This is a genomic window from Streptomyces anandii JCM 4720, from assembly GCF_014650655.1.
Taxonomy (GTDB): domain Bacteria; phylum Actinomycetota; class Actinomycetes; order Streptomycetales; family Streptomycetaceae; genus Streptomyces; species Streptomyces anandii.
This window is the reverse complement of the sequence record NZ_BMVJ01000005.1, coordinates 407,723-426,853: the sequence shown is the minus strand read 5'-3', so window position 1 is coordinate 426,853 and position 19,131 is coordinate 407,723. Positions and strand designations below refer to the sequence as shown.

Genomic DNA, 19,131 nt, shown 5'->3' with positions numbered 1-19,131 from the left:
CGCCTTGAGGAACAGGTGTGGATCGGGTTTCTCGCGGCCCTGTTCGCAGGAGATGACGCAGGTGTCGATCAGGCCGTCCATGCCGTGGTGGACGAGATGGGTGCGCAGGTCCCAGGCGAAGTCGCTGACGACGGCGACGCGCAGGCCGCGGGCGCGCAGAGCGCGCAGGGTGGGGCCGGTGTCGGAGTAGGGAGTCCAGGCGTCCGGGGCGGTGAGTTCCCGGTAGGCCGTCTCTTCGGCGCCGCGCAGGAAGTCCACGTGCTCCCACCATCCGCGCATGGCCTGCCGGTGCCGTTCGGCGGACAGGTCGCGGCCCTGCTGCAGCGCGACGACCGACGGCAGCCGGAAGGCGCTGCGCAACTGGTGGAAGATCTCGTCCTCGGCCCCCTGTTCGTCGAGGAGGGCGAGCCGCCCGGAGGCCCGCCCCACGCGGCGCAGCCACGTCTGCAGGGGGATCATCTGGAAGAGCGTGTTGCTGAAGTCGAAGAGGACGGCCCGGACAGGCAGGACCGGCGCGGCCGTCTCGGCGTCGCTGGGGGTGTACGCGCTCGGCGTTTCGAACAGTGTCCGCATCAGGAGGGGGGCTGCTCCTCGGGGGCGACCGTCTGCACGGGCACTCCCAGGTCGCGGATGGCCGCGAGCTCGGCCTCGGGAGTGCGGCTGTCGGTGACGACCGCCTGGTAGTCGGCCACGGTGCCGTAGGCGTACGTGGCGGTCTTGCCGAATTTCGAGTGGTCCGCGAGGAGCAGGGCGTGTCTGGCGGAGGCCAGCATGGCCAGCTTGACCTCGACGTAGTCGTTCATGGGGTGGAAGAGCCGGCCCTCCAGGACCGCGGTGGCGGACATCAGCGCGAGATCTGCGTGGATCTGGGACAGCGCGCGGGTGACCGCGGGCCCGGTGCAGGAGTTGAAGTCGCCGCGGTAGCGGCCGCCCAGAAGGGTGATGTTCACCGCGGACTCGGATCCCAGGCGCTGTGCCAGGCCGACGGAGTTGGTCACGACGTGCACCTGGTCCAGCCGGGCCAGGACGGGGACCAGCGGGAACAGGGTGGTCGAGTCGTCCATGAGGACCGTGGTGCCCGGCTTGATCCGGTCGGCGACGGCGGCGCACATCGCGTTCTTCGCCGACAGGGCGCTGCTTTCGCGGAATCGGGTGGCCATCTCCATGGTGAGGGCGGGGAAGGCGACCGCCCGTCCGCGCTCCTTGCGCAGGAGGTGACGGCCGGCGAGGTCGTCCAGGTCCCGGTGCATCGTCATCAGGCTCACACCGAAGCGCTCGGCGAGGTCGTCGATGCGGGTCTCGCCGTGCTCGGCCACGTAGCGCAGGACGGCCTTTCGCCGCTCCTCGACGACGGCATGCGACGATCGGGTGCGGGCGGCCACGACGCCCCTCCTTCCCTTCGCTCCTGTACGTACGGCGGCAGGGACCACGCGCCGTCCCCCACGCGCGGTCGCGGTGCTGCCGGCATGAAGGACGGTCGGTGACGCCAGGCTGGCAGTTTCGCACATGGGCCCGGGACGGTCCGGACTTCGCACCCGGCGCCCTGGGGGGCGGGCGCCGGGTGCGGGCGGAGCGCCCTCCCGCCCGGGCCGGTCAGGGGCCGTCCACGGTGACCACGACCTTGACGTGCTCGGGATCGAGAGAGGTGCGGAAGGCCGCGGCCGTTTCCTCCAGAGGGAAGGTGGCGGTGACGATCTCGGCGGTGTCGAAGGAGTGCGAGGAGATGAGGGAGAGGGCGAGGCGGTAGTCGTCGGCGGTGTACATGAGGGTGCCCTCGATGCGGATCTCGCGGTCCTGGACCAGGTCCAGGCGGATCGGCGTGGTGCCCGCGGCCCCCACGCCCACGACGACGACATGACCGCCCTTGGCGACCAGGTCGGTGGCCTGTGCCATGGACTGTTCTCGGGCGACGCAGTCGAAGACGACGTCGGCCGGGCCGCCCAGTTCCGTGCGGGCCAGCGCGGCAAGGTCGGGTGCGTCGGCGGGCAGGGCCGCGTCGGCGCCCAGGCGCAGTGCCCGGTCGCGTTTGCCCTGCCGCAGGTCGGTCACCACGATCCGCTCGGCACCGGCGTGGCGGGCGGCGACAAGCGTGAACAGCCCGATCGGGCCGGCGCCGAGGACGGCGACGGTACGACCGGTGAGGTCGCCGGCCTTGCCCACGGCGTGCACGGGGGTGGCCAGGGGTTCGACGAGGACGGCTTGCATGTCGGTCATGCCCTCGGGGACACGGTGGACGCGGTCGGCCGGGATGGTGAACAGGTCGGCGAGGGCACCGGGCGTCTGGCAGCCGAAGACCTTCAGCTCCTGGCAGATGTTGTAACGGCCGGACCGGCATTGCGCGCACTGGCCGCAGTAAAGGTTCGGTTCGACGATCACCCGGTCGCCCGGCGCGAAGTCCTCGGCCGCCCGGCCGGCGGCCACCACGACCCCCACCGCCTCGTGGCCGGGGTGGTAGGGAAGGTCGATGAACGGGTGGTGTCCGGCGGCGGCATGGGTGTCGGATCCGCACACGCCGACGACCGCGGTACGCACCAGCAGTTCGTCGTTCCCCGGAACGGGGGCGGGCGCCTTCTCGACGACGATGTCGTCGAGGGAACGGACGAGTACGCGGCGGATCAGCTGGGACATGGTGACGGTGTTCCGTTCGGTAGGGGTGTTCACGCGGCGAGGAACCCGGGTGGGGTGCGGCGTGTGCGGTCGGTGCTCACCGGGAGGCGGAGCCGGGTGCGCGGTGCCGGCGGTGGTGGACGCAGGGCGCCGCGCCGGGCGTCCGGCTCGACGACACTGCCGGCGGCGCCGGCGACCGCCCCACGGGGCCGCGCGGTCCGGAAGGCAGCCGGCCTCATTTGACGGCTCCCAGGGACAGACCGCGCACCAGCTTGTCCTGGGCGGCGAAGCCGGCGATCAGTACAGGGAGCGACACCAGCGTGGCCGCCGCGCACAGTCTGGCAAGGAACAGGCCCTCGTTGGTGATGAAGCCCACCAGGAAGACCGGCGCCGTCGACGCCTGGGTCGCGGTGAGGTTCACGGCGAACATGAACTCGTTCCAGCTGAAGATGAAGCAGATCAGCGAGGTGGCGGCGATCCCCGGCATGGCGACCGGTGCGACGACCCGCAGCAGTACCGTGGGCAGCCCCGCGCCGTCGACCTCGGCCGCTTCCAGGATCTCCCTGGGCACCTCGGCGAGGAAGGACCGCATCATCCACACCGCGATCGGCAGGTTCATCGCGGTGTAGAGGACGATGAGGGTCCAGATGTTGTCCAGCATGCCGATGCTCTTGACGATCATGTAGATCGGCAGCAGTGCCGCGATGAGCGGCAGGAACTTCGTGGACAGGAAGAAGAACATCACGTCGGTCCACTTCTTGACCGGCTTGATGGACAGCGCGTAGGCCGCGGGCAGCGCCAGGGCGAGAACCAGCAGAGTGGAGAAGACACTGGCCATGGCCGAGTTGAGCAGGAACGGGGTGATGTCGCGGCCCAGCAGCAGCTTGTACTGGTCGAAGGTCAGCGGCGCGAACGGACTGGGAGGATTGGTCGCCGCGTCGGACTCCTGATGGAAGGACGTGAGGACCATCCAGGCCACCGGCGCGAAGAAGGCCAGGGTGACCAGCCACGCGACGAAGGTCCACAGGGGCGACAGACGCGGCAACTGTCCGGGGTCCTCGTGGCGGCGGCGCCTGAGCCGGCGCAGGACGGTGGGGGACGAAATGCGGGCGGCCGCGGTCGTGCCGGTCATCGAGAAACCTCTTCGCGGAACAGGGAGGCGACCACGCGCAGGGCGAACGTCGCGATGACGATCGAGCCGATCACCACGACGACACCGGCGGCCGCGGCCTGGCCGTACTCGAACTTGCGGAACATGGTCAGGTAGATCTCGTAGGGCAGGTTCGTGGTCTGGGAGCCGGGGCCGCCCTGGGTGATCGTGTAGACGGCGTCGAAGGTCTGCACCACGAAGATGCTGCCGAGCACGATGCCCAGCTCGATGTACTGGCGCAGATGCGGCAACGTGATCAGGCGGAAGGTCTGCAGCGCCGAGGCGCCGTCGACCCTGGCGGCCTCCAGCACGTCCCCCGGCTGCGCCTGCAGCCCGGCCAGCAGGATGAGCATCATGAACGGCGTCCACTGCCACACGAGCGCGACCACCAGCGAGGGCATGGGGAAGGACGACACCCAGTCCACGGTGGGGCCGTTCGCCACCCCGAACAGCCGGTAGACGGCGTTGAGAGTGCCGTTGAGGAGGCCGTAGTCGGGGTTGTAGACGGCGTGCTTCCACACCAGGGCGGCGGCGACCGGCATGACCAGGAACGGCGCGATGAGCAACGTGCGTGCGAGGCCGCGGCCGAAGAAGTGGCGGTCGAGCAGCAGCGCCAGGCCCAGTCCCAGTACGACGCTGAGGACGACGACGGACGCGGTGAGGACGGCGGTGTTGATGACCGCGTTGCGCAACCGTTCGTCGGTGAAGACGAAGGCGTAGTTGGACAGGCCGGTGAAGTGGCGGTCACCCGGCCGCAGGATGTTCCACTGGAAGGTGGAGATCACGAGCGTGGCCACGAACGGCAGCTGGGTGACGGCGATGGTGAAGATCAGTGCGGGCAGCAGTGGAAGGCGGCGCCGCCACGTGCGTTCACCCCTGGGCCTGGGCGGGCAGCCGGCTTGCTGCCGGTGTCGCGTGAGGGGACGGTCTAGCGTGATCATGAAGTGACTTTCTTCCGCCGCTTCAGCGGTGGGGACTGGGATGGCCGCTCCGGTCGGCGCGCGGGCGCCGACCGGAGCGATCGGCTCACTTGGTGTAGTTCTTGGCGACGTCCTCGGCCTGCTTCTGGCCGTCATCGAGTGCTGTGTCGACGCTGGTCTTGCCGGCGATGGCGGCGGAGATCTCCTGCGTGGTCTTGGTCCCGAGGTCCTGGAACTCGGGGATGGCGACGAACTGGATGCCGACCGTGGGCCGCGGCTGCACGCCCGGGTTCGTCGGGTCGGCCTGCTGGATGGACTTCAGGGTGATGTCGCCGAACGAGGCCGCGGCCTTCTCGTACTGCGGGATGCCGTAGGTGCTGGCGCGCTTCCCCGCCGGCACCCGTGCCCAGCCGAGCTTCTCGCCGACGAGCTTCTCGTACTTCTTGCTGGAGGCCCAGAGCATGAACTTGGAGGCGGCGTCGGCCTTCTTGGTGGTCTTCGGCATCGCCCACGCCCAGGCCCACAGCCAGCCGCTGCTCTTGGTCTTCTCCACGGGGGCGTAGACGTAACCGATCTTTCCGGCGGCCTTGCTGGTGCTCGGGTCCTCCAGCGAGCCGGCCGCGCTGGTGGCGTCGTACCACATGGCGACCTTGCCCTGGCTCATCGCGTTCAGGCACTCGGTGAACCCGGCCTGCGCGGCGCCCGCCTCACCGTGCTTGCGGACCAGGTTCACGTAGAAGTTCGTGGCGTTCTTGAAGCCTTCGCCGTTGACCTGGGCCTTCCAGTCCTTGGTGAACCACGTGCCGCCAAAGGTGTTGACCACGCTGGTCAGCGGCGCACCCAGCTCGCCCCATCCCGCCAGGCCACGCAGGCAGATGCCTCTCATCCCCGGCTGCGCGCCGTCCACCTTGGCCGCCAGGTCGGCCACCTGCTGCCAGGTGGGGTGCTCGGGCATCTTCAGGCCCTTCTGGGCGAAGACGTCCTTGCGGTACATGAGGAAGGACGACTCGCCGTAGAACGGCAGGGCGTAGAGCTTGCCGTCCGAGCCGGACACCGACTGGACCATCGGCTTGAGCAGGTCGCCCTTGTCGAAGCCCTTGTCCTGGTCGGCGTAGGAGCTGAGTTCGTGCAGCCAGCCGTTCTTCTGCCAGATGGGCACCTCGTAGGCGCCGATGGTGGCGACGTCGTACTGCCCGGCCTTGGTGGCGACGTCCTGGGTGACCTTGTCGCGCAGTTCGTTCTCGGGCAGCACGGTGAAGTTCACCTTGATGCCGGTTTCCTTGGTGAAGGTGCTCTTCGTCAGCTTCGCGATGTCCTCCATCTGCGGGTTGCCGACCATCAGCACGTTGATGCTCTTGCTGTCCGACGAGGAGCCGCCGGCCCCGGCTCCGGAGCAGGCGGTGGCGAGCAGGGCGGCGGTGGCGGCGCAGGCCGTCAGGGCATATCTCGTCGATCGGGTGAAGCGCGTCGGACGCATGACGGGGACCTCTCGTGCGGGTGGATCGGAAAACTGCCGGGGAGTCCTCATGGCGGCACGGCTCGTGGGTGCAACCGCTCGGTGAGGACTCTCGTCGAGACGTCGACCGAGGCTCGACTGAGGAGGGCGATGCCTTCCCGGGGTGTGGGGCGCGGCACCGATGCGGAATTATTAACAGCACTGGGCGCCATTGTTAACACATCTTGCGAGAAAATTTTCGGCGATCTATCGTCATGCCGTTCCATTGCGGGGGACGCCCCCTCTCGCCCGAGGGGGACGCGCTCTCGCCGTCCACCGCATGACCAGCCTTCCCGAGGAAGTGCCCATGAGAGCCGGCCCTGCCCCCGCAGGACCCACTGCCGTCGTCCAGAAGGCGGCAGCGTATGAGTGGGATGCGGACCGAGCACCTCGCCGCGCCGCCCGGGACTTCGCGTACGGTCCGCACCCCGCTCACCGGGCACCGCCGAACTCAGTCCGCTTCCCGGTGAGCGACCGTGACGGCGAGGCGGGCCAGGATCCATGTCCCATGGTCGCCACAGTGGACGTCGACCCCGGTGGACAGGGTGTGGACGATGTCGAGACCGCGGCCGTGTTCGTCCGGATCGTCGTCCGCCGGGCGCTGACGGGACGGTACGAGGTCTCCGTGATCTCCCACGATGATCCCCAGAGTGCCGTGGGTGAGAACCAGGTGGAGGGACATCTCGCTGCGTCCGTGGACGGCCGCGTTGGCGGCCAGTTCTCCCACGACGAGGAGAGCCGCGTCCTGCTCTTCGGCCGACAGGCGCCAGCGGGTGAGCACCGTGCGGGCCGCGCCTCGCAGGCAGCCGACCAGCGCTTCGTGCGCCGGCAGCGTGAATCTGGCCTTCACGGGGTGATGCGGCAGGCGGCTGCGGGAATCCGTGACCGAATCACTCCATGGTGCGGTGAGCGGTGGGGCGGTGTCGGAGGGCATGGCCGTGGCTTTCGGGCTGATGGCGAGGGAGTCGATGCCACTTCGGTGGCGGGTGACCGGCCGTGGAGAGCCGAGCCGTGACGGTGTCCTTCTGTCTGTTTACGCCCATGCCAACCCAGTTGCAATAGATTTGGGCAGAAAATCACAGATAATGCGATAGATGACTGCTGTTATCTCTTACCAAATGTGTCGTCGCTGTACCGCGCTGCCGCGTCGAGGCGCGTCCAGACGGGTCCGAGGGCCCGTTGAGCCTCCTGGTATACGCGGTAGGCCTCGCCCAGTACCGCGACCCGGTCGGGGGCCGGCTCGTGACGTCGGACGATCGAGATGCCGGCGTGCGCATCCGTCCCGTCGCCGGGCAGCCCGACCGCACCGGCGGCGAGCAGGGCCGCCCCTCGGGCGGCGCTTTCCTCGACGTCCGTCACCAGGATGGGGAGCTCCAGCGCGTCGGCGAACATCTGGCTCCACACCGCGCTGCGCGCGGCCCCGCCGGTCAGCCTGGCCGGCCCGGTGATGGGCAGGCGGGAGCGGAGCACGTCCACGTGCCAGCGGTGGTTGAGGACGACACCCTCCATCAGGGCCCGTATGAGGTGCCCGCGGTCGTGCCAGCCGCGCATGCCGAGAAAGGTCCCCGAAGCCGGGGGCTGGTGGGGGGATCCGTAGACGAACGGATGGAACAGCACCTCCGAAGGGCCCGTCAGGCGGTCTGCCACCTCCTGACTGATGGCGCCGTAGAGGTCGTCGCCGCACCCCGGGGGTGTACCCATGACCCGCAGAAACCACTCGAGATTGGCCACCGAGGCGGGCGAGGTGGACATGACCATCCACTGCCCGGGTCGCAGGAATCTCCGGCACTGCCAGCGGAGGTCGGTCACCGGGTGGTCGCAGAGCACCTGGTTGATGCTGAACGATCCCGCGATCAGGCTCAGTTCGCCCGCCTGCGTGGCGCCGATCCCGAGCGCCGCCGCGTCGACGTCGTGGGCGCCGGTGACGACGGGCGTGCCGGCGACGAGCCCCGTGACGGCCGCCGCCTGCCGCGTGACGGTTCCGCACACCGCATCGCTGGCCAGCACGGGAGGCAGCTTGACGGCGAGCGGTCCGAGCCCGAACAGGTCGAGCAGCTCCTTGGTGTAGTCGCCCGTGCGCATGTCGGTGAACGAGGCGCTGGCGTCGGTCGGATCGGTGGCCGCCACGCCGGTCAGACGCCGGCGCAGCCAGTCCTTGCACGACAGCAACCAGCGGGATCGTTCCAGCGCTGCCGGCTCGTGACGTCCGAGCCACGTCAGCAGGGCGGCCGGGGAACCCGCGAAGGGGACCGTGCCCGACAGCGTGAGCGCCTGCTCCCAGATCGGCGTGTCACGCCACTCGGCCAGCACGGATTCCGCCCGTGTGTCCATGGCGGTGATCGCTGCTCGTACCGGCCGTCCCCGTTCGTCCACGAGGTACAAGCCGTCCCCGTGGCCGGTCAGTCCCACCGCGGCGACCGCGCTGCCCTCGACGCCCGCCGCGGCGAGGGCCGCCGTGATGGCCTGGTGGGTGGTACGCCACACGTCGTCCATGTCCCGCTCGACCCAGCAGGGACGCGGAGTGGCGAGCGGGAGCGTGCCCGACCCCTGGGCCACCTGCCGGCCCGCGGAGTCGAACAGCACGGCCTTGGTCACGGTGTGTCCCGCGTCGACCCCGAGGACCAGATCGCCCGTCACCGCTCACACCCACCCCAGTTCGCGGGCGTTGACCGCGGAAACACAGCGGTTCGTGGCCGCGAGCTCCGCTATCGCCTCGGCGACCAGCCGTGCCGAACGCAGGCTGGTGGTGGTCGTGTCGCCCGCGAAGTGGGTGGTGATCGTGACGTTGTCCAGCCGGCGCCACGGACTGTCCGCCGGGAGCGGTTCCTGGTCGTGCACGTCGAGCCCGGCCCCGGCGATGCGGCGGGCAGCCAGGGTGTCGTACAGGGCAGAGGTGTCGATCAGGCGGCTGCGTGCGGTGTTCACGAAGTAGGCGGTCGGCTTCATCAGCGCGAACTGGCCTGCGCCGATGAAACGCTCCGTCTCGGCTGTCAACCGGGCGAAGACCTGGACGAAGTCGGACTCGCGGAAGACCGTGTCCAGGCTGTCGACCCGGGTGACCGAGTGCCGGCTCACAACGGCGTCGGTCACGTACGGGTCGTAGGCGATCAGCCGCGAGCCGAAGCCGCGGAGCACGGTGGCGAACGCACGGCCCACCTGGCCGAAGCCCACCATGCCCACCGTGCTGCCGCCGATCTCCCGGCCCGGACCGGGCGGTTTCCGCCAGCCGCCGGCCTTGACAGAGGCGTCCACCCGCGCGATGTCCCTGGCCTCCGCGAGCATCAGGCCGACAGCGAGCTCGGCCACGGCCGTGGCGTTGCGGCCGTGCACCGGCACGACCCCCACTCCGAGGGCGGTCGCGGCGGCCACATCGACGTTCTCCAGCCCCGCGCGTGCCACACAGACGGCCCGCAGCGCCGGAGCGGCCCGCAGCACCGCGCGCGAGACGGGCGCGAAGTGCACGGCCAGCACCTCGGCCTCGCGTACCGCCTCCAGCAGCTCGCCGGAGACCGTCGCAGCCTCGGGCCCCCGCCACTCCATGGTCTGCTGCACCGCGTGCTGTTCCGCCTTGGTCCCCGGCCACTCCACGCCGCTCACCGGCCCGAAATCAGGGCCGCAGGCCTCCGCCAGGGCGTCGACGTACAACTCGGCAGGTATGAATCGATCGCCGACGATCACCACACGCAAGGAGGCCTCCGGTTGCGGACCCGACATCGCCTTGTTCCGGGCCAGTTCGGCGAACACCGGCGCCGCTCCCCGGTCGCACCCGAGCCCCGGCGGGCCGCGTGGGGCCCGCCGGGGTCTGACCGCGCGCCGTCAGCTGCGGCGGATCTCGACATGCCTGGCCTGCGCCTTCTCCGCGCGCAGACCCACACTGACGGTCAGCACGCCGTCGGTGTACTCGGCCTTGACGTCGTCCTCGTCGGCGCCCGGCGGCAGCGTCACGCTGCGGCTCATTTCTCCGTACCGGAACTCGCTGTGGTTCCTGTCCACGTCCCGCTCGGTTCGTTCGGCGCGGACCGTCAGGACCCCGTCACTGATGAGGACGTCGATGTCTTCCGGGGACATGCCCGGAAGCTCGGCGCGCATGACGTAGCGGTCGTCCTCCAGATAGTCCTCGATGCGGACCACGGGCGCCGAGAACCTGCTGGGTATGGTCTCGAACCAGTCCGACATCTCCGGAAACGGGAACCTCTGCCTGCGTGCGAGTGTGGCCATTTTTCCCATACCTCCTCGGCCGTCGTCGCGTATGCCGACATCTCCAGTGCACCACGCCTTCTCCCCCGGCGCCGGGGCCGAACAGCCCCACATTCGCGTCGGACGCAATGGCGGGAGCGCGACGGCCGGCCCGTGATGAAGCTGTCCTCGGCGAAGGTCACGGATTTAAGGCCGCGAGCAGGTCTGCCGGCGCGCCGGTCGCACCGCATGCCGGCGAGAGCCGCCCGCGTCCCCCGTCACCCTCATGACCTCCGGCCGCCGTGCACCGGGCCACGAGACCCGACGGGCCGGGGTCAAGGTCGGGCCCAAGGGCCCTGGCGTCTTGCTCGCACCGGGACTTGCATGGGTCATGGCGGCGCTTTGTCCACCGTCGCGGCGAGGAGGCGAGAACCATGACCACGCCCGAACCGGCACGGCACAGTGACCGGCCCACTTCCAGGACTGCCCCCGGCGGGGGTGAAGGCACGGCCCTGATGCATGCCCGCGTGGGTGACGAGATCGTCGTACGCGGCACCACGTCCGGCGTCGTGACCCGGGACGGCGAAGTCGTCGGCCTGCATCACCCCGACGGCAGCCCGCCCTACGACGTGCGCTGGGCCGACAGCGGCCGGGTGACCCTGTACTTCCCCGGGCCGGACGCCTACGTCCGGCATCTGGGCCCCGACACCGTTGCGGCGCCCGCCGGCTCAGGGGCGGCGGAGCCGTACACCGACGCGGCCGAGGTGACCCCGGCGGGCGGTGCGGCCGGGGCCGGGGCCGGAGGCGACCGTGTCCGCGCCCGGTGACCGGCGGCCCGTCGTCGTCGGCGTCGAGTCCGACCCCTCCCGGCGGATGGCGCTCGCCTGGGCGGCCGACGAGGCGGCCCGGCGTCACCTCCCGCTGCGCCCCGTCCGCGCCGAGGGCCTGCCCACCCGAGGTCACCGGGGAGGCGCGGTCCCTCCGTCCTGGGAGGCCTGGAACCAGGAACTCCACCGCAGCGGGGAGCAGGTCCTCGCGGACGCGGTGGCCTTCGTCGCGGCCAGGCATCCCGAGGTGGAGGTCGACGCCGTGCTCGCCGAGGGTGACCCGGTGTGGGTACTGCGCGAGGAAGGCCGTCGTGCCGCGGCCGTGGTACTGGGCTCCCGGCATCTGAGCCGGGCCGAGGAGGTCTTCGGCTCCGCCTCCGTGGCCCTGCCCGTCATGGCCCACGCCCACTGCCCGGTGGTCGTCGTCCCGGAACCCGAGCACATCACCCAGGAACCCGCGTACTACGTCGTCGGGGTCGACGCCAGTGAACACTCGGCCGCCGCTGTGGACCTGGCGTTCGAGGAGGCCGCCCTGCGCGGTGCGGAACTGCGCGCGCTGTACGTCTGGGAACCCGGCCCGCTCAGGATCTTCGACGAGCACGCGGCCCAGCAGGAGTGCCGTCGGCTGCTCTCCGAGACCGTGGCCGGCCGCGGGGCCCGCTACCCGGAGGTGGTCCTCCGGCACGAACTGGTCGTCGGCCACCCCGTGCAGGTCCTCACCGAGGCCTCGGCACACGCGCTGGGCCTGGTGGTGGGCACCCGCGGGCGCGGAGGCTTCACCGGCATGCTGCTGGGGTCGGTCGGCCAGGGGGTGCTGCACCACGCACGCTGCCCTGTCATCGCCGTGCCGCGACACAGGTGAGTCCCGACAGTGAGGAGAAGTCGTATGAAGGTCTCCGAGGTGATGACCGCACCGCCGGTCTGCGTCGCGCCCCAGGACTCCCTGGCCGAGGCGACCCGGGCGATGACCCGGTCCGCGGTCGGCTCCCTCCTCGTGGTCGAGGACGGAGCGCTGCGCGGCATCGTCACCGACCGCGACCTCGCCGTACGGGGCCTGGGCGGCGGCCTGGACGGCCAGGCCCGGGTGCGGGCGGTGATGACGGCCGACGTGCTCACCGTCGACGCGGAGGACGATCTCCAGGCGGCGTACCGGAAGTTCCGGCACACGGGGGTGCGCCGCCTGCCCGTGCTGCGCGGGGGCGAGGTGCTGGGGGTGCTCACGATCGACGATCTCTTCCTCGATGTCCTGCAGCGGCTGGCGGACCTGCTGGGACCGGTCGCCTGGAGCGTGTTGCAGGAGCCGCCCGGGCCGTCCCCGGCGGACGGGGCCTTGCAGGGGGCCTGAACATGAACGGTCCCGGTGCCGCGGGGCCGGTGTCGTCGCCTCGACTGCTCGTCGGCTCGTCTGCTCGTCGGTTCGTCTGCTCGTCGGCGGGGCACGGCGTCACCGGCCGTAGCGTGCCGTCCAACCCGGCTCCACGCTCTCCCACTCGCGGGTCCACCGCCCGAGGCGCCTGCGGTCGATGCCGCGGGCGACGGCCCGCCACGCACCGTAGGCGGTGACGGCACCGCCGCACGCGGTCGCGAAACCCACCGCCATCCCGGCCGTGTTCGCGAGATCCCCGGTCACCGGTGGTGCGGCGGGGGCGCCGTGCCCGTCCAGCCACACGGTCGTGGTGGCCCCCCGCTCGAGCCAGGCCCGCACGGGCGCGACGCCCGTACGGCCGCCCTGCTGGTCGCTCCAGCGCACCAGTGCCTGGAAGCCGCGCTGCGCACCGGGCCGGTCGTCGGCCGAGCGCGCATCGGTCAGCAGGCGGGCCTCGACGGGATGCAGCCGCGCCAGTTGCGTCTGCCGTTGCCGCGCGTAGTGGTCGTGGGCCGCCGCGCCGGCGCTCCACGCCAGGAGCGGCAGCACCGCGACGGCCACGGCCGCCAGCAGGACCCGGAGTCTGCGCTCCAGCCGATCACTGGGCCTCTCCAGCGGGTTCCGGGCGCCGCCGCGGCCGGCCGGAGTCTGCCGGCCGTGCGGGCGTGTGCCGGACCGCCGGGCGAAGGGACGCGGTGTTCGCATGATCCGGACCTCCGCTCCGAAGTCGCCGGTTCACAGGTCCTCCCACCGTCCCGCCTCCCGCCTGCGACGGGTATGGGCCGTACGGTCCTCTCGGGTCCCGTTCGGCCCCACCCGGGCGGGCGCGCCGCGCGCGATGATGGCACAGGTCGTCGGTGGTCCCGCTTCGCGGACGGGCCGACCGAAGCACCCTCGCCGCTCGGCGGGCAAGGGCACGGCAAGCGCACGGAGGGGCCATGAGCGAGCGCACCGAGTTCGACCCGCGGGCCGTGGGCTCCGGCCGTGGTGCCAGGTTGCCGTCAGGGGGCCCGGCGCGACGGCGGACGGCCCGGTCCGCGCACCCGCTCGCCCGCAGCGCGGACGGCAACCGGCTGCTGCTGTCCGACGGAACCTGGCGGCGCGTGGAAACGCTCCGGGTGCGGAGCCTGTTCGGCTGAGGGTTCACGGGGGCCGCTCGCCCCTGTGCGAGCGTGGCACTCGTGGCGGATGCTCGAAGAAGGCAGGCCCGAAGGAAGGAGGGGCCGGCATGGGCTGGGAGACCATCCGCAAGGACCGTCCGCCCCGGACCGCGCCCAATCTGGGCGACTACGACAAGGAGTGCGCGCGCTTCACGTGGGCGAGGGCGCGGGCCGCCCTGCAGGGGCTGCCGGGCGGACGTGGGCTGAACATCGCGCACGAGGCAGTGGACCGGCACGCGGCGTCGCCGCGCGCGACGGCGGCCGCGTTGCGCTGTGTCGGGCGGGACGACTCCGTGACCTGCGTGACCTACGGAGAGCTGGCCCGTTCAACGGCGCGGTTCGCCAACGTGCTCCGCGGCCTCGGCGTAGGCCCCGGCGACCGCGTCGTGACCCTGTTGGGGCGCTGCCCCGAGCTCTACACCGTGGTGCTCGGGACGCTCAAGAACACCAGCGTCGTATGCCCGCTGTTCTCCGCCTTCGGACCGGACCCGGTCGCCCAGCGGCTGACGCTGAGCAAGGCGCGGGTGCTGGTCACCACGGCGGACCTGTACCGCAGGAAGGTCGCCGCGCGGCGCGACGGACTCGCCTGCCTGCGCCATGTGCTGATCGTCGGGGGCGGCGCGGAGGAACTGCCGGGGACGCTCTCCCTCGCCGCGCTGACGGCCGACGCGGACGACACGTTCACCATCGCCCCGACCTCGCCCCAGGACATGGCCCTGCTGCACTTCACGAGCGGCACGACGGGCACGCCCAAGGGTGCGGTGCACGTGCACGAGGCGGCTGTCGCCCACTACGCCACCGCCCTGTACGCCCTGGACCTCCACCAGGACGACGTCTTCTGGTGCACCGCCGACCCGGGATGGGTCACCGGCATGTCCTACGGGATCGTCGCACCGCTGATGCACGGCGTGACGGTCGTCGTGGACGAGGGCGAGTACGACGCCCGCCGCTGGTACCGGATCCTGGCCGAACAGCGGGTGAGCGTCTGGTACACGGCACCGACGGCACTGCGCATGCTGATGCGGACCACGCCGCGGACCGGGCCCTACGACCTGCCCCGCTCGTACGACCTGAGCGCGCTGCGGTTCATCTCCTCGGTCGGCGAGCCGCTCAACCCGGAGGCCGTGGTGTGGGGCCGGGACGTGCTCGGGCTGCCTGTGCACGACAACTGGTGGCAGACCGAGACCGGCGCCATCATGATCGCCAACTTCGCCGCCTGCGACATCCGTCCCGGCTCGATGGGGCGGCCGCTGCCCGGTGTGGAGGCAACGGTGCTGCGGCGCGGCGAGGACGGCCGGGCGGAGGTCCTCGACGGGCACGTATCGGTGCTGGAGGAACCGGGCGTGGAGGGCGAGCTGGCGCTCCGGCCCGGCTGGCCGTCCATGTTCCGCGGCTATCTGCACGACGCGCCGCGCACGGCGGCGGCCTTCGCGGACGGCTGGTACCTCACCGGCGACCTGGTACGGCGTGACGCGGACGGCTGGTACTGGTTCGTCGGGCGCGCAGACGACGTCATCAAGTCGGCGGGACACCTCGTCGGACCCTTCGAGGTGGAGAGCGCGCTGATGGAACATCCGGCGGTCGCCGAGTCCGGGGTGATCGGCCGTCCCGACCCGGTCGCCGGGAACATCGTCAAGGCGTTCGTCACCCTGCGGCCGGGCTACGAGGCGACCGCGCGGACCCGGCAGGAACTGCTGGCGTTCGCCAGGCGCCGGCTGGGGCCGGCCGTGGCGCCCCGGGAGATCGCGTTCGACCAGCACCTGCCGCACACCCGCAGCGGCAAGGTGATGCGCCGCCTGCTGCGCGCCCGGGAACTCGGCCTCCCCGAGGGGGACATCTCCACCGTCGAGGACTCCTCCCAGGATGCGGAGGGACCCTCCCGGGACAGGACGGAGCGATCGGCATGAGCAGCACACGCACCGCGCACACCCCGCGGCCCGGCTCCCGGGTGAGCCGCGACGCCGCGCACCGTCTGGCCCTGCTGGAGTCGATGCTGCGGGTCCGCCGCTTCGAGGAACGCTGCGTGGAGTTGTACAGCGCGGCCCGCATCCGCGGCTTCATGCACCTGTACATCGGCGAGGAGGCCGTCGCTGTCGGCGTCAACGAGGCGCTCACCGACGACGACGCGGTGGTGTCGACGTACCGCGAACACGGGCACGCGCTGGCTCGCGGCGTTCCGGCGGAAGCGATCATGGCGGAGATGTTCGGCAAGGTCACCGGATGCAGCCGGGGCCGCGGCGGTTCGATGCACCTCTTCGACGCCGGCCGCCGCTTCTACGGCGGCAACGCGATCGTCGGCGGCGGCCTGCCCCTCGCGGCGGGCCTGGCCCTCGCCGACCACATGACCGGCCGCAATCGGGTGACCTGCTGCTTCTTCGGCGACGGCGCCTTCGCGGAGGGCGAGTTCCACGAGACCGCCAACCTCGCCGCGCTGTGGCGACTGCCCCTGCTGCTGGTGTGCGAGAACAACCTGTACGCGATGGGGACGGCGCTGGAACGTCACCAGGCCCAGACCGACCTCGCGCTGCGCGCGGCCGGGTACGGCATGGTCTCCTGGGCCGTGGACGGCATGGACGTCCTCGCCGTCGAGGACGCCGCGCGGCGGGCCGCCGAAGGCGCGCGCGCCGGAGCCGGACCGCATTTCCTGGAGATGCGCACCTACCGCTTCCGGGCCCACTCCATGTACGACGCCGACCGGTACCGCGACAAGGCGGAGATCGAGCACTGGAAGGAGCGCGACCCGGTCGAGGGGTTCGCCCGGCGGCTGCTGGAGGCGAAAGAACTCACAGACAAGGCCCGTGACGCGCTGGAGGACCGTCTTGCGGCCGGGATCGACCGTGCCGTGGAGGCCGCGGAGCAGGCTCCCGAAGAGCCTGTCGGAAGTCTGCTGGAATACGTCACCAGTCCGGTGGAGGCGAACAGGTCATGACCGCGACCCGCACCCGTACGCCGGCGCCCGCCACACCGGCGGAGGGCAGGACGACGTACCGGGAGGCCATGCGCGAGGCCATGCGCGAGGCGATGCGCGCCGATGAGCGCGTGTTCCTGATGGGTGAGGACGTCGGCCGGTACGGCGGCTGCTTCGGTGTCAGCCTCGGCCTGCTGGAGGAGTTCGGGCCCGAGCGGATCCGCGACGCCCCGTTGTCGGAGTCGGCGTTCGTCGGCGCCGGCATCGGCGCGGCCCTGGCGGGCCTGCGGCCGATCGTCGAGATCATGACGGTCAACTTCAGCCTGCTGGCCCTGGACCAGATCCTCAACAACGCGGCCACCCTGCTGCACATGTCGGGCGGCCAGCTGCCGGTGCCGATCGTGATCCGGATGACGACCGGCGCGGGCCGGCAGCTCGCGGCCCAGCACTCGCACAGTCTGGAGGGCTGGTACGCGCACATCCCCGGGCTGCGGGTCCTGGCCCCGGCAACCGTCACCGACGCCCGGTACATGCTGGCTCCGGCGCTCGCCGACCCCGACCCGGTGCTGATCTTCGAGCACGGCAGCCTCTACAACGTCTCCGCCGAACTCCCCGCAGGCCCGGGCTTCCCCGGCATCGAGCGGGCGGTCGTCCGCCGCCCCGGCACGGACGTCTCGGTGATCACCTACGGCGGCTCGCTGCCCAAGGCGCTGGCCGCGGCCGACGACCTCGCCGAGGCCGGCATCAGCGCGGAGGTCGTCGATCTGCGCAGCCTGCGCCCACTGGACGACGCCACCGTCGGCGACTCGGTGGCGCGCACCCACCGCGCCGTCGTCGTCGACGAGGGCTGGCGCACCGGCAGCCTCGCCGCGGAGATCTCGGCGCGCCTGGCCGAACGGCACTTCTACGACCTCGACGCCCCCGTCGAGCGGGTGTGCAGCGCCGAGGTGCCGATCCCGTACGCACGCGCACTGGAGGCGGCCGCGCTGCCGCAGGCCGACACGATCGTCGCCGCCGCGCGCCGCGCCGTCGGCGATCCGGTGCCGGCCCGGGCAGATGCGGCGCATCAGCGCCCCACCGCCGGAAGGCCGGCCTGAGATGAGCGCGTTCACCATGCCCTCACTCGGCGCGGACATGGACGAAGGGGTGCTGCGGGAATGGCTCGTCGGCCCCGGGGACCCGGTCCGCAGGGGCGACGTCGTGGCGATCGTGGAGACCGACAAGGCGGCCATCGAGGTCGAGTGCTTCGAGTCCGGCACCGTGGGACAACTGCTCGTCCCGCCGGGAACCCGGGTGCCGGTGGGCACCCCTCTCGCCGAGATCGAGCACGGGCGCGGACCCGCCGGGAGGGGCCGCAAGGACACGCACAGGCCCGGAACGGGGGCGCGGCCCGCGGGCCCGGAACCCGCGAAGGAGCCGGCCGGACGGGCCGCCGGCGCGGTGGACAGCCCGGCGCGACCCGCGCCGGAGCCGTCCGGCGAGGCCGCCTGCGCCGGGGCCGGACCGCTCGTGCGGCACCTGGCGCAGCTGCGGGGCGTCGACCTGACGGCCCTGAGCGGAACCGGACCCGGCGGGCGGATCACCCGCGCCGACGTGGAGCACGCCCCGTCGCCCCGCGCGCCCAGGGTGCGGGCCACCCCCTACGCGCGCAGGCTCGCTCGTGACCTCGGCGTCGACCTGACAGCGGTACGGGGAACCGGGGAGGGCGGCGCCGTACGCGGGGTGGACGTGCGCACGGCCGCACAAGGGGCGGACGTACGAGCCGGTGCGCAAGCGGGCGCTGCCGCGCGGCCGGCCGGATTCCGCCGCGACAGCGAAGAGCGCACGCCGCCAGCCGCACCGGCCGAGGAGCACCCGGATCGGCGTACGGACACCATGCGCCGTGCCATCGCCGAACTCATGAGCCGCTCCAAACGGGAGATACCGCACTACTACCTCGCCACCACCATCGACCTGACGGCGGGGCAGACCTGGCTGCGCCGGATCAACCGCGGCCGTCCGCCCGCCGACCGTCTCGTCCCCGCGGCCCTGCTGATGAAGGCCGCCGCCCTGGCGGCGCGCGAGGTGCCGGCCCTCAACGGCTACTGGCGCGACGAGGGGTTCGTGCCCGGCACCGAGATCAATGTGGGGGTCGCGGTGTCGCTCCGGCAAGGCGGGCTGCTCGCGCCGGTGATCCACCGGGCCGACACGCTCGCGCCAGAGACCCTCATGGCCCATCTCAAGGACCTGGTGGAGCGGGCCCGCCGGGGACGGCTGCGCGGCAGTGAGACGACCGGCGCCACCCTGACCGTGACCAACCTCGGCGAGCAGGGGGTGGAGAGCGTCTTCGGTGTCATCCATCCGCCTCAGGTGGCGCTGGTCGGCTTCGGCGCCGTCGTCGAGCGGCCCTGGGCCAGAAACGGCATGCTCGGTGTGTGTCCGGTGGTGACCGTGACCCTGGCCGCCGACCACCGGGCCACGGACGGGGCGGTGGGAGCACGCTACCTGACGGCTGTGGACCGACTGTTGCAGAGACCGGAGGA

19 protein-coding genes are annotated in these 19,131 nt (G+C 71.7%); 8 read left to right on the top strand and 11 right to left on the bottom strand.

What is annotated here, in order from left to right:
* The 10 genes from IE249_RS12805 to IE249_RS12760 form a co-directional block, all read right to left on the bottom strand.
* Positions 1 to 573, bottom strand: a 573-nt coding sequence (locus IE249_RS12805) for an HAD family hydrolase (protein ID WP_229858276.1), incomplete at its 3' end; no start/stop codon positions are given.
* Positions 573 to 1,382, bottom strand: coding sequence for a DeoR/GlpR family DNA-binding transcription regulator (locus IE249_RS12800; RefSeq protein ID WP_229858275.1), 810 nt, complete (start codon positions 1,380 to 1,382; stop codon positions 573 to 575). The genes IE249_RS12805 and IE249_RS12800, both read right to left, overlap by 1 nt.
* Positions 1,383 to 1,593: 211 nt before the next feature.
* The gene (locus tag IE249_RS12795) at positions 1,594 to 2,628 is read right to left on the bottom strand and encodes a zinc-dependent alcohol dehydrogenase (RefSeq protein WP_189704893.1); all 1,035 of its coding nucleotides are present in this window, start codon (positions 2,626 to 2,628) and stop codon (positions 1,594 to 1,596) included.
* A 214-nt stretch (positions 2,629 to 2,842) separates the two neighbouring features.
* A complete protein-coding gene (locus IE249_RS12790; RefSeq protein WP_189704892.1) occupies positions 2,843 to 3,739 on the bottom strand; it encodes a carbohydrate ABC transporter permease in 897 nt (298 codons plus the stop codon).
* A complete protein-coding gene (locus tag IE249_RS12785; RefSeq protein ID WP_189704891.1) occupies positions 3,736 to 4,698 on the bottom strand; it encodes a carbohydrate ABC transporter permease in 963 nt (320 codons plus the stop codon). Before IE249_RS12785 ends, IE249_RS12790 begins: the two co-directional genes overlap by 4 nt.
* An 85-nt stretch (positions 4,699 to 4,783) precedes the next feature.
* A complete protein-coding gene (locus IE249_RS12780; protein ID WP_189704890.1) occupies positions 4,784 to 6,154 on the bottom strand; it encodes an ABC transporter substrate-binding protein in 1,371 nt (456 codons plus the stop codon).
* Positions 6,155 to 6,623: 469 nt separating this feature from the next.
* Positions 6,624 to 7,022, bottom strand: coding sequence for an ATP-binding protein (locus tag IE249_RS12775; protein WP_189704889.1), 399 nt, complete (start codon positions 7,020 to 7,022; stop codon positions 6,624 to 6,626).
* A gap of 254 nt (positions 7,023 to 7,276) precedes the next feature.
* A complete protein-coding gene (locus tag IE249_RS12770; RefSeq protein ID WP_189704888.1) occupies positions 7,277 to 8,809 on the bottom strand; it encodes an FGGY-family carbohydrate kinase in 1,533 nt (510 codons plus the stop codon).
* A 3-nt stretch (positions 8,810 to 8,812) separates the two neighbouring features.
* Positions 8,813 to 9,916, bottom strand: a complete 1,104-nt coding sequence (locus IE249_RS12765; RefSeq protein WP_229858273.1) for a 2-hydroxyacid dehydrogenase — start codon at positions 9,914 to 9,916, stop codon at positions 8,813 to 8,815.
* 72 nt (positions 9,917 to 9,988) lie between these two features.
* A complete protein-coding gene (locus tag IE249_RS12760) occupies positions 9,989 to 10,390 on the bottom strand; it encodes an Hsp20/alpha crystallin family protein (protein WP_189704887.1) in 402 nt (133 codons plus the stop codon).
* A gap of 473 nt (positions 10,391 to 10,863) precedes the next feature.
* Between IE249_RS12760 and IE249_RS39850 the strand changes: the two genes are divergently transcribed.
* The 3 genes from IE249_RS39850 to IE249_RS12745 are packed head-to-tail and all read left to right on the top strand — an operon-like array spanning position 10,864 to position 12,520.
* On the top strand, positions 10,864 to 11,175 hold the full coding sequence (locus IE249_RS39850; RefSeq protein ID WP_189704886.1) for a DUF1918 domain-containing protein: 312 nt from the start codon (positions 10,864 to 10,866) through the stop codon (positions 11,173 to 11,175).
* The gene (locus IE249_RS12750) at positions 11,159 to 12,037 is read left to right on the top strand and encodes a universal stress protein (protein WP_189704885.1); all 879 of its coding nucleotides are present in this window, start codon (positions 11,159 to 11,161) and stop codon (positions 12,035 to 12,037) included. Before IE249_RS39850 ends, IE249_RS12750 begins: the two co-directional genes overlap by 17 nt.
* A gap of 24 nt (positions 12,038 to 12,061) precedes the next feature.
* Positions 12,062 to 12,520 carry a CBS domain-containing protein gene (locus tag IE249_RS12745; protein ID WP_189704884.1) on the top strand — a complete coding sequence of 153 codons (459 nt, stop codon included), beginning with the start codon at positions 12,062 to 12,064 and terminating at the stop codon, positions 12,518 to 12,520.
* Positions 12,521 to 12,619: 99 nt separating this feature from the next.
* Here the strand turns inward: IE249_RS12745 and IE249_RS12740 are convergent, their stop codons facing one another.
* Positions 12,620 to 13,246, bottom strand: coding sequence for an Rv1733c family protein (locus IE249_RS12740; RefSeq protein ID WP_189704883.1), 627 nt, complete (start codon positions 13,244 to 13,246; stop codon positions 12,620 to 12,622).
* Between the two features lie 233 nt (positions 13,247 to 13,479).
* Between IE249_RS12740 and IE249_RS12735 the strand changes: the two genes are divergently transcribed.
* The 5 genes from IE249_RS12735 to IE249_RS12715 form a co-directional block, all read left to right on the top strand.
* Positions 13,480 to 13,680: a hypothetical protein gene (locus IE249_RS12735; protein WP_189704882.1), complete on the top strand. Its 201-nt coding sequence runs from the start codon at positions 13,480 to 13,482 to the stop codon at positions 13,678 to 13,680.
* A gap of 89 nt (positions 13,681 to 13,769) precedes the next feature.
* Entirely contained in the window at positions 13,770 to 15,608 is a 1,839-nt protein-coding gene (acsA, locus tag IE249_RS12730; protein WP_189704881.1) for an acetate--CoA ligase, read from the top strand.
* Entirely contained in the window at positions 15,605 to 16,630 is a 1,026-nt protein-coding gene (pdhA, locus tag IE249_RS12725) for a pyruvate dehydrogenase (acetyl-transferring) E1 component subunit alpha (RefSeq protein WP_229858270.1), read from the top strand. The genes acsA and pdhA overlap by 4 nt, the downstream gene beginning before the upstream one ends.
* Complete coding sequence (locus IE249_RS12720; RefSeq protein ID WP_189704880.1) at positions 16,627 to 17,706, top strand: alpha-ketoacid dehydrogenase subunit beta; 1,080 nt, start codon at positions 16,627 to 16,629, stop codon at positions 17,704 to 17,706. Before pdhA ends, IE249_RS12720 begins: the two co-directional genes overlap by 4 nt.
* A 1-nt stretch (position 17,707) precedes the next feature.
* Positions 17,708 to 19,131: dihydrolipoamide acetyltransferase family protein (locus IE249_RS12715; RefSeq protein ID WP_189704879.1), on the top strand; the 1,424-nt coding region annotated here is incomplete at its 3' end.

Bases quoted from the DNA above. Each gene is read 5' to 3' on its own strand.
- IE249_RS12795 (WP_189704893.1), bottom strand. From the start codon at position 2,628: ATGTCCCAGCTGATCCGCCGCGTACTCGTCCGTTCCCTCGACGACATC.
- IE249_RS12790 (WP_189704892.1), bottom strand. From the start codon at position 3,739: ATGACCGGCACGACCGCGGCCGCCCGCATTTCGTCCCCCACCGTCCTG.
- IE249_RS12785 (WP_189704891.1), bottom strand. From the start codon at position 4,698: ATGATCACGCTAGACCGTCCCCTCACGCGACACCGGCAGCAAGCCGGC.
- IE249_RS12780 (WP_189704890.1), bottom strand. From the start codon at position 6,154: ATGCGTCCGACGCGCTTCACCCGATCGACGAGATATGCCCTGACGGCC.
- IE249_RS12760 (WP_189704887.1), bottom strand. From the start codon at position 10,390: ATGGCCACACTCGCACGCAGGCAGAGGTTCCCGTTTCCGGAGATGTCG.
- IE249_RS39850 (WP_189704886.1), top strand. From the start codon at position 10,864: ATGCATGCCCGCGTGGGTGACGAGATCGTCGTACGCGGCACCACGTCC.
- IE249_RS12745 (WP_189704884.1), top strand. From the start codon at position 12,062: ATGAAGGTCTCCGAGGTGATGACCGCACCGCCGGTCTGCGTCGCGCCC.
- IE249_RS12740 (WP_189704883.1), bottom strand. From the start codon at position 13,246: ATGCGAACACCGCGTCCCTTCGCCCGGCGGTCCGGCACACGCCCGCAC.
- IE249_RS12735 (WP_189704882.1), top strand. From the start codon at position 13,480: ATGAGCGAGCGCACCGAGTTCGACCCGCGGGCCGTGGGCTCCGGCCGT.
- acsA (WP_189704881.1), top strand. From the start codon at position 13,770: ATGGGCTGGGAGACCATCCGCAAGGACCGTCCGCCCCGGACCGCGCCC.
- pdhA (WP_229858270.1), top strand. From the start codon at position 15,605: ATGAGCAGCACACGCACCGCGCACACCCCGCGGCCCGGCTCCCGGGTG.
- IE249_RS12720 (WP_189704880.1), top strand. From the start codon at position 16,627: ATGACCGCGACCCGCACCCGTACGCCGGCGCCCGCCACACCGGCGGAG.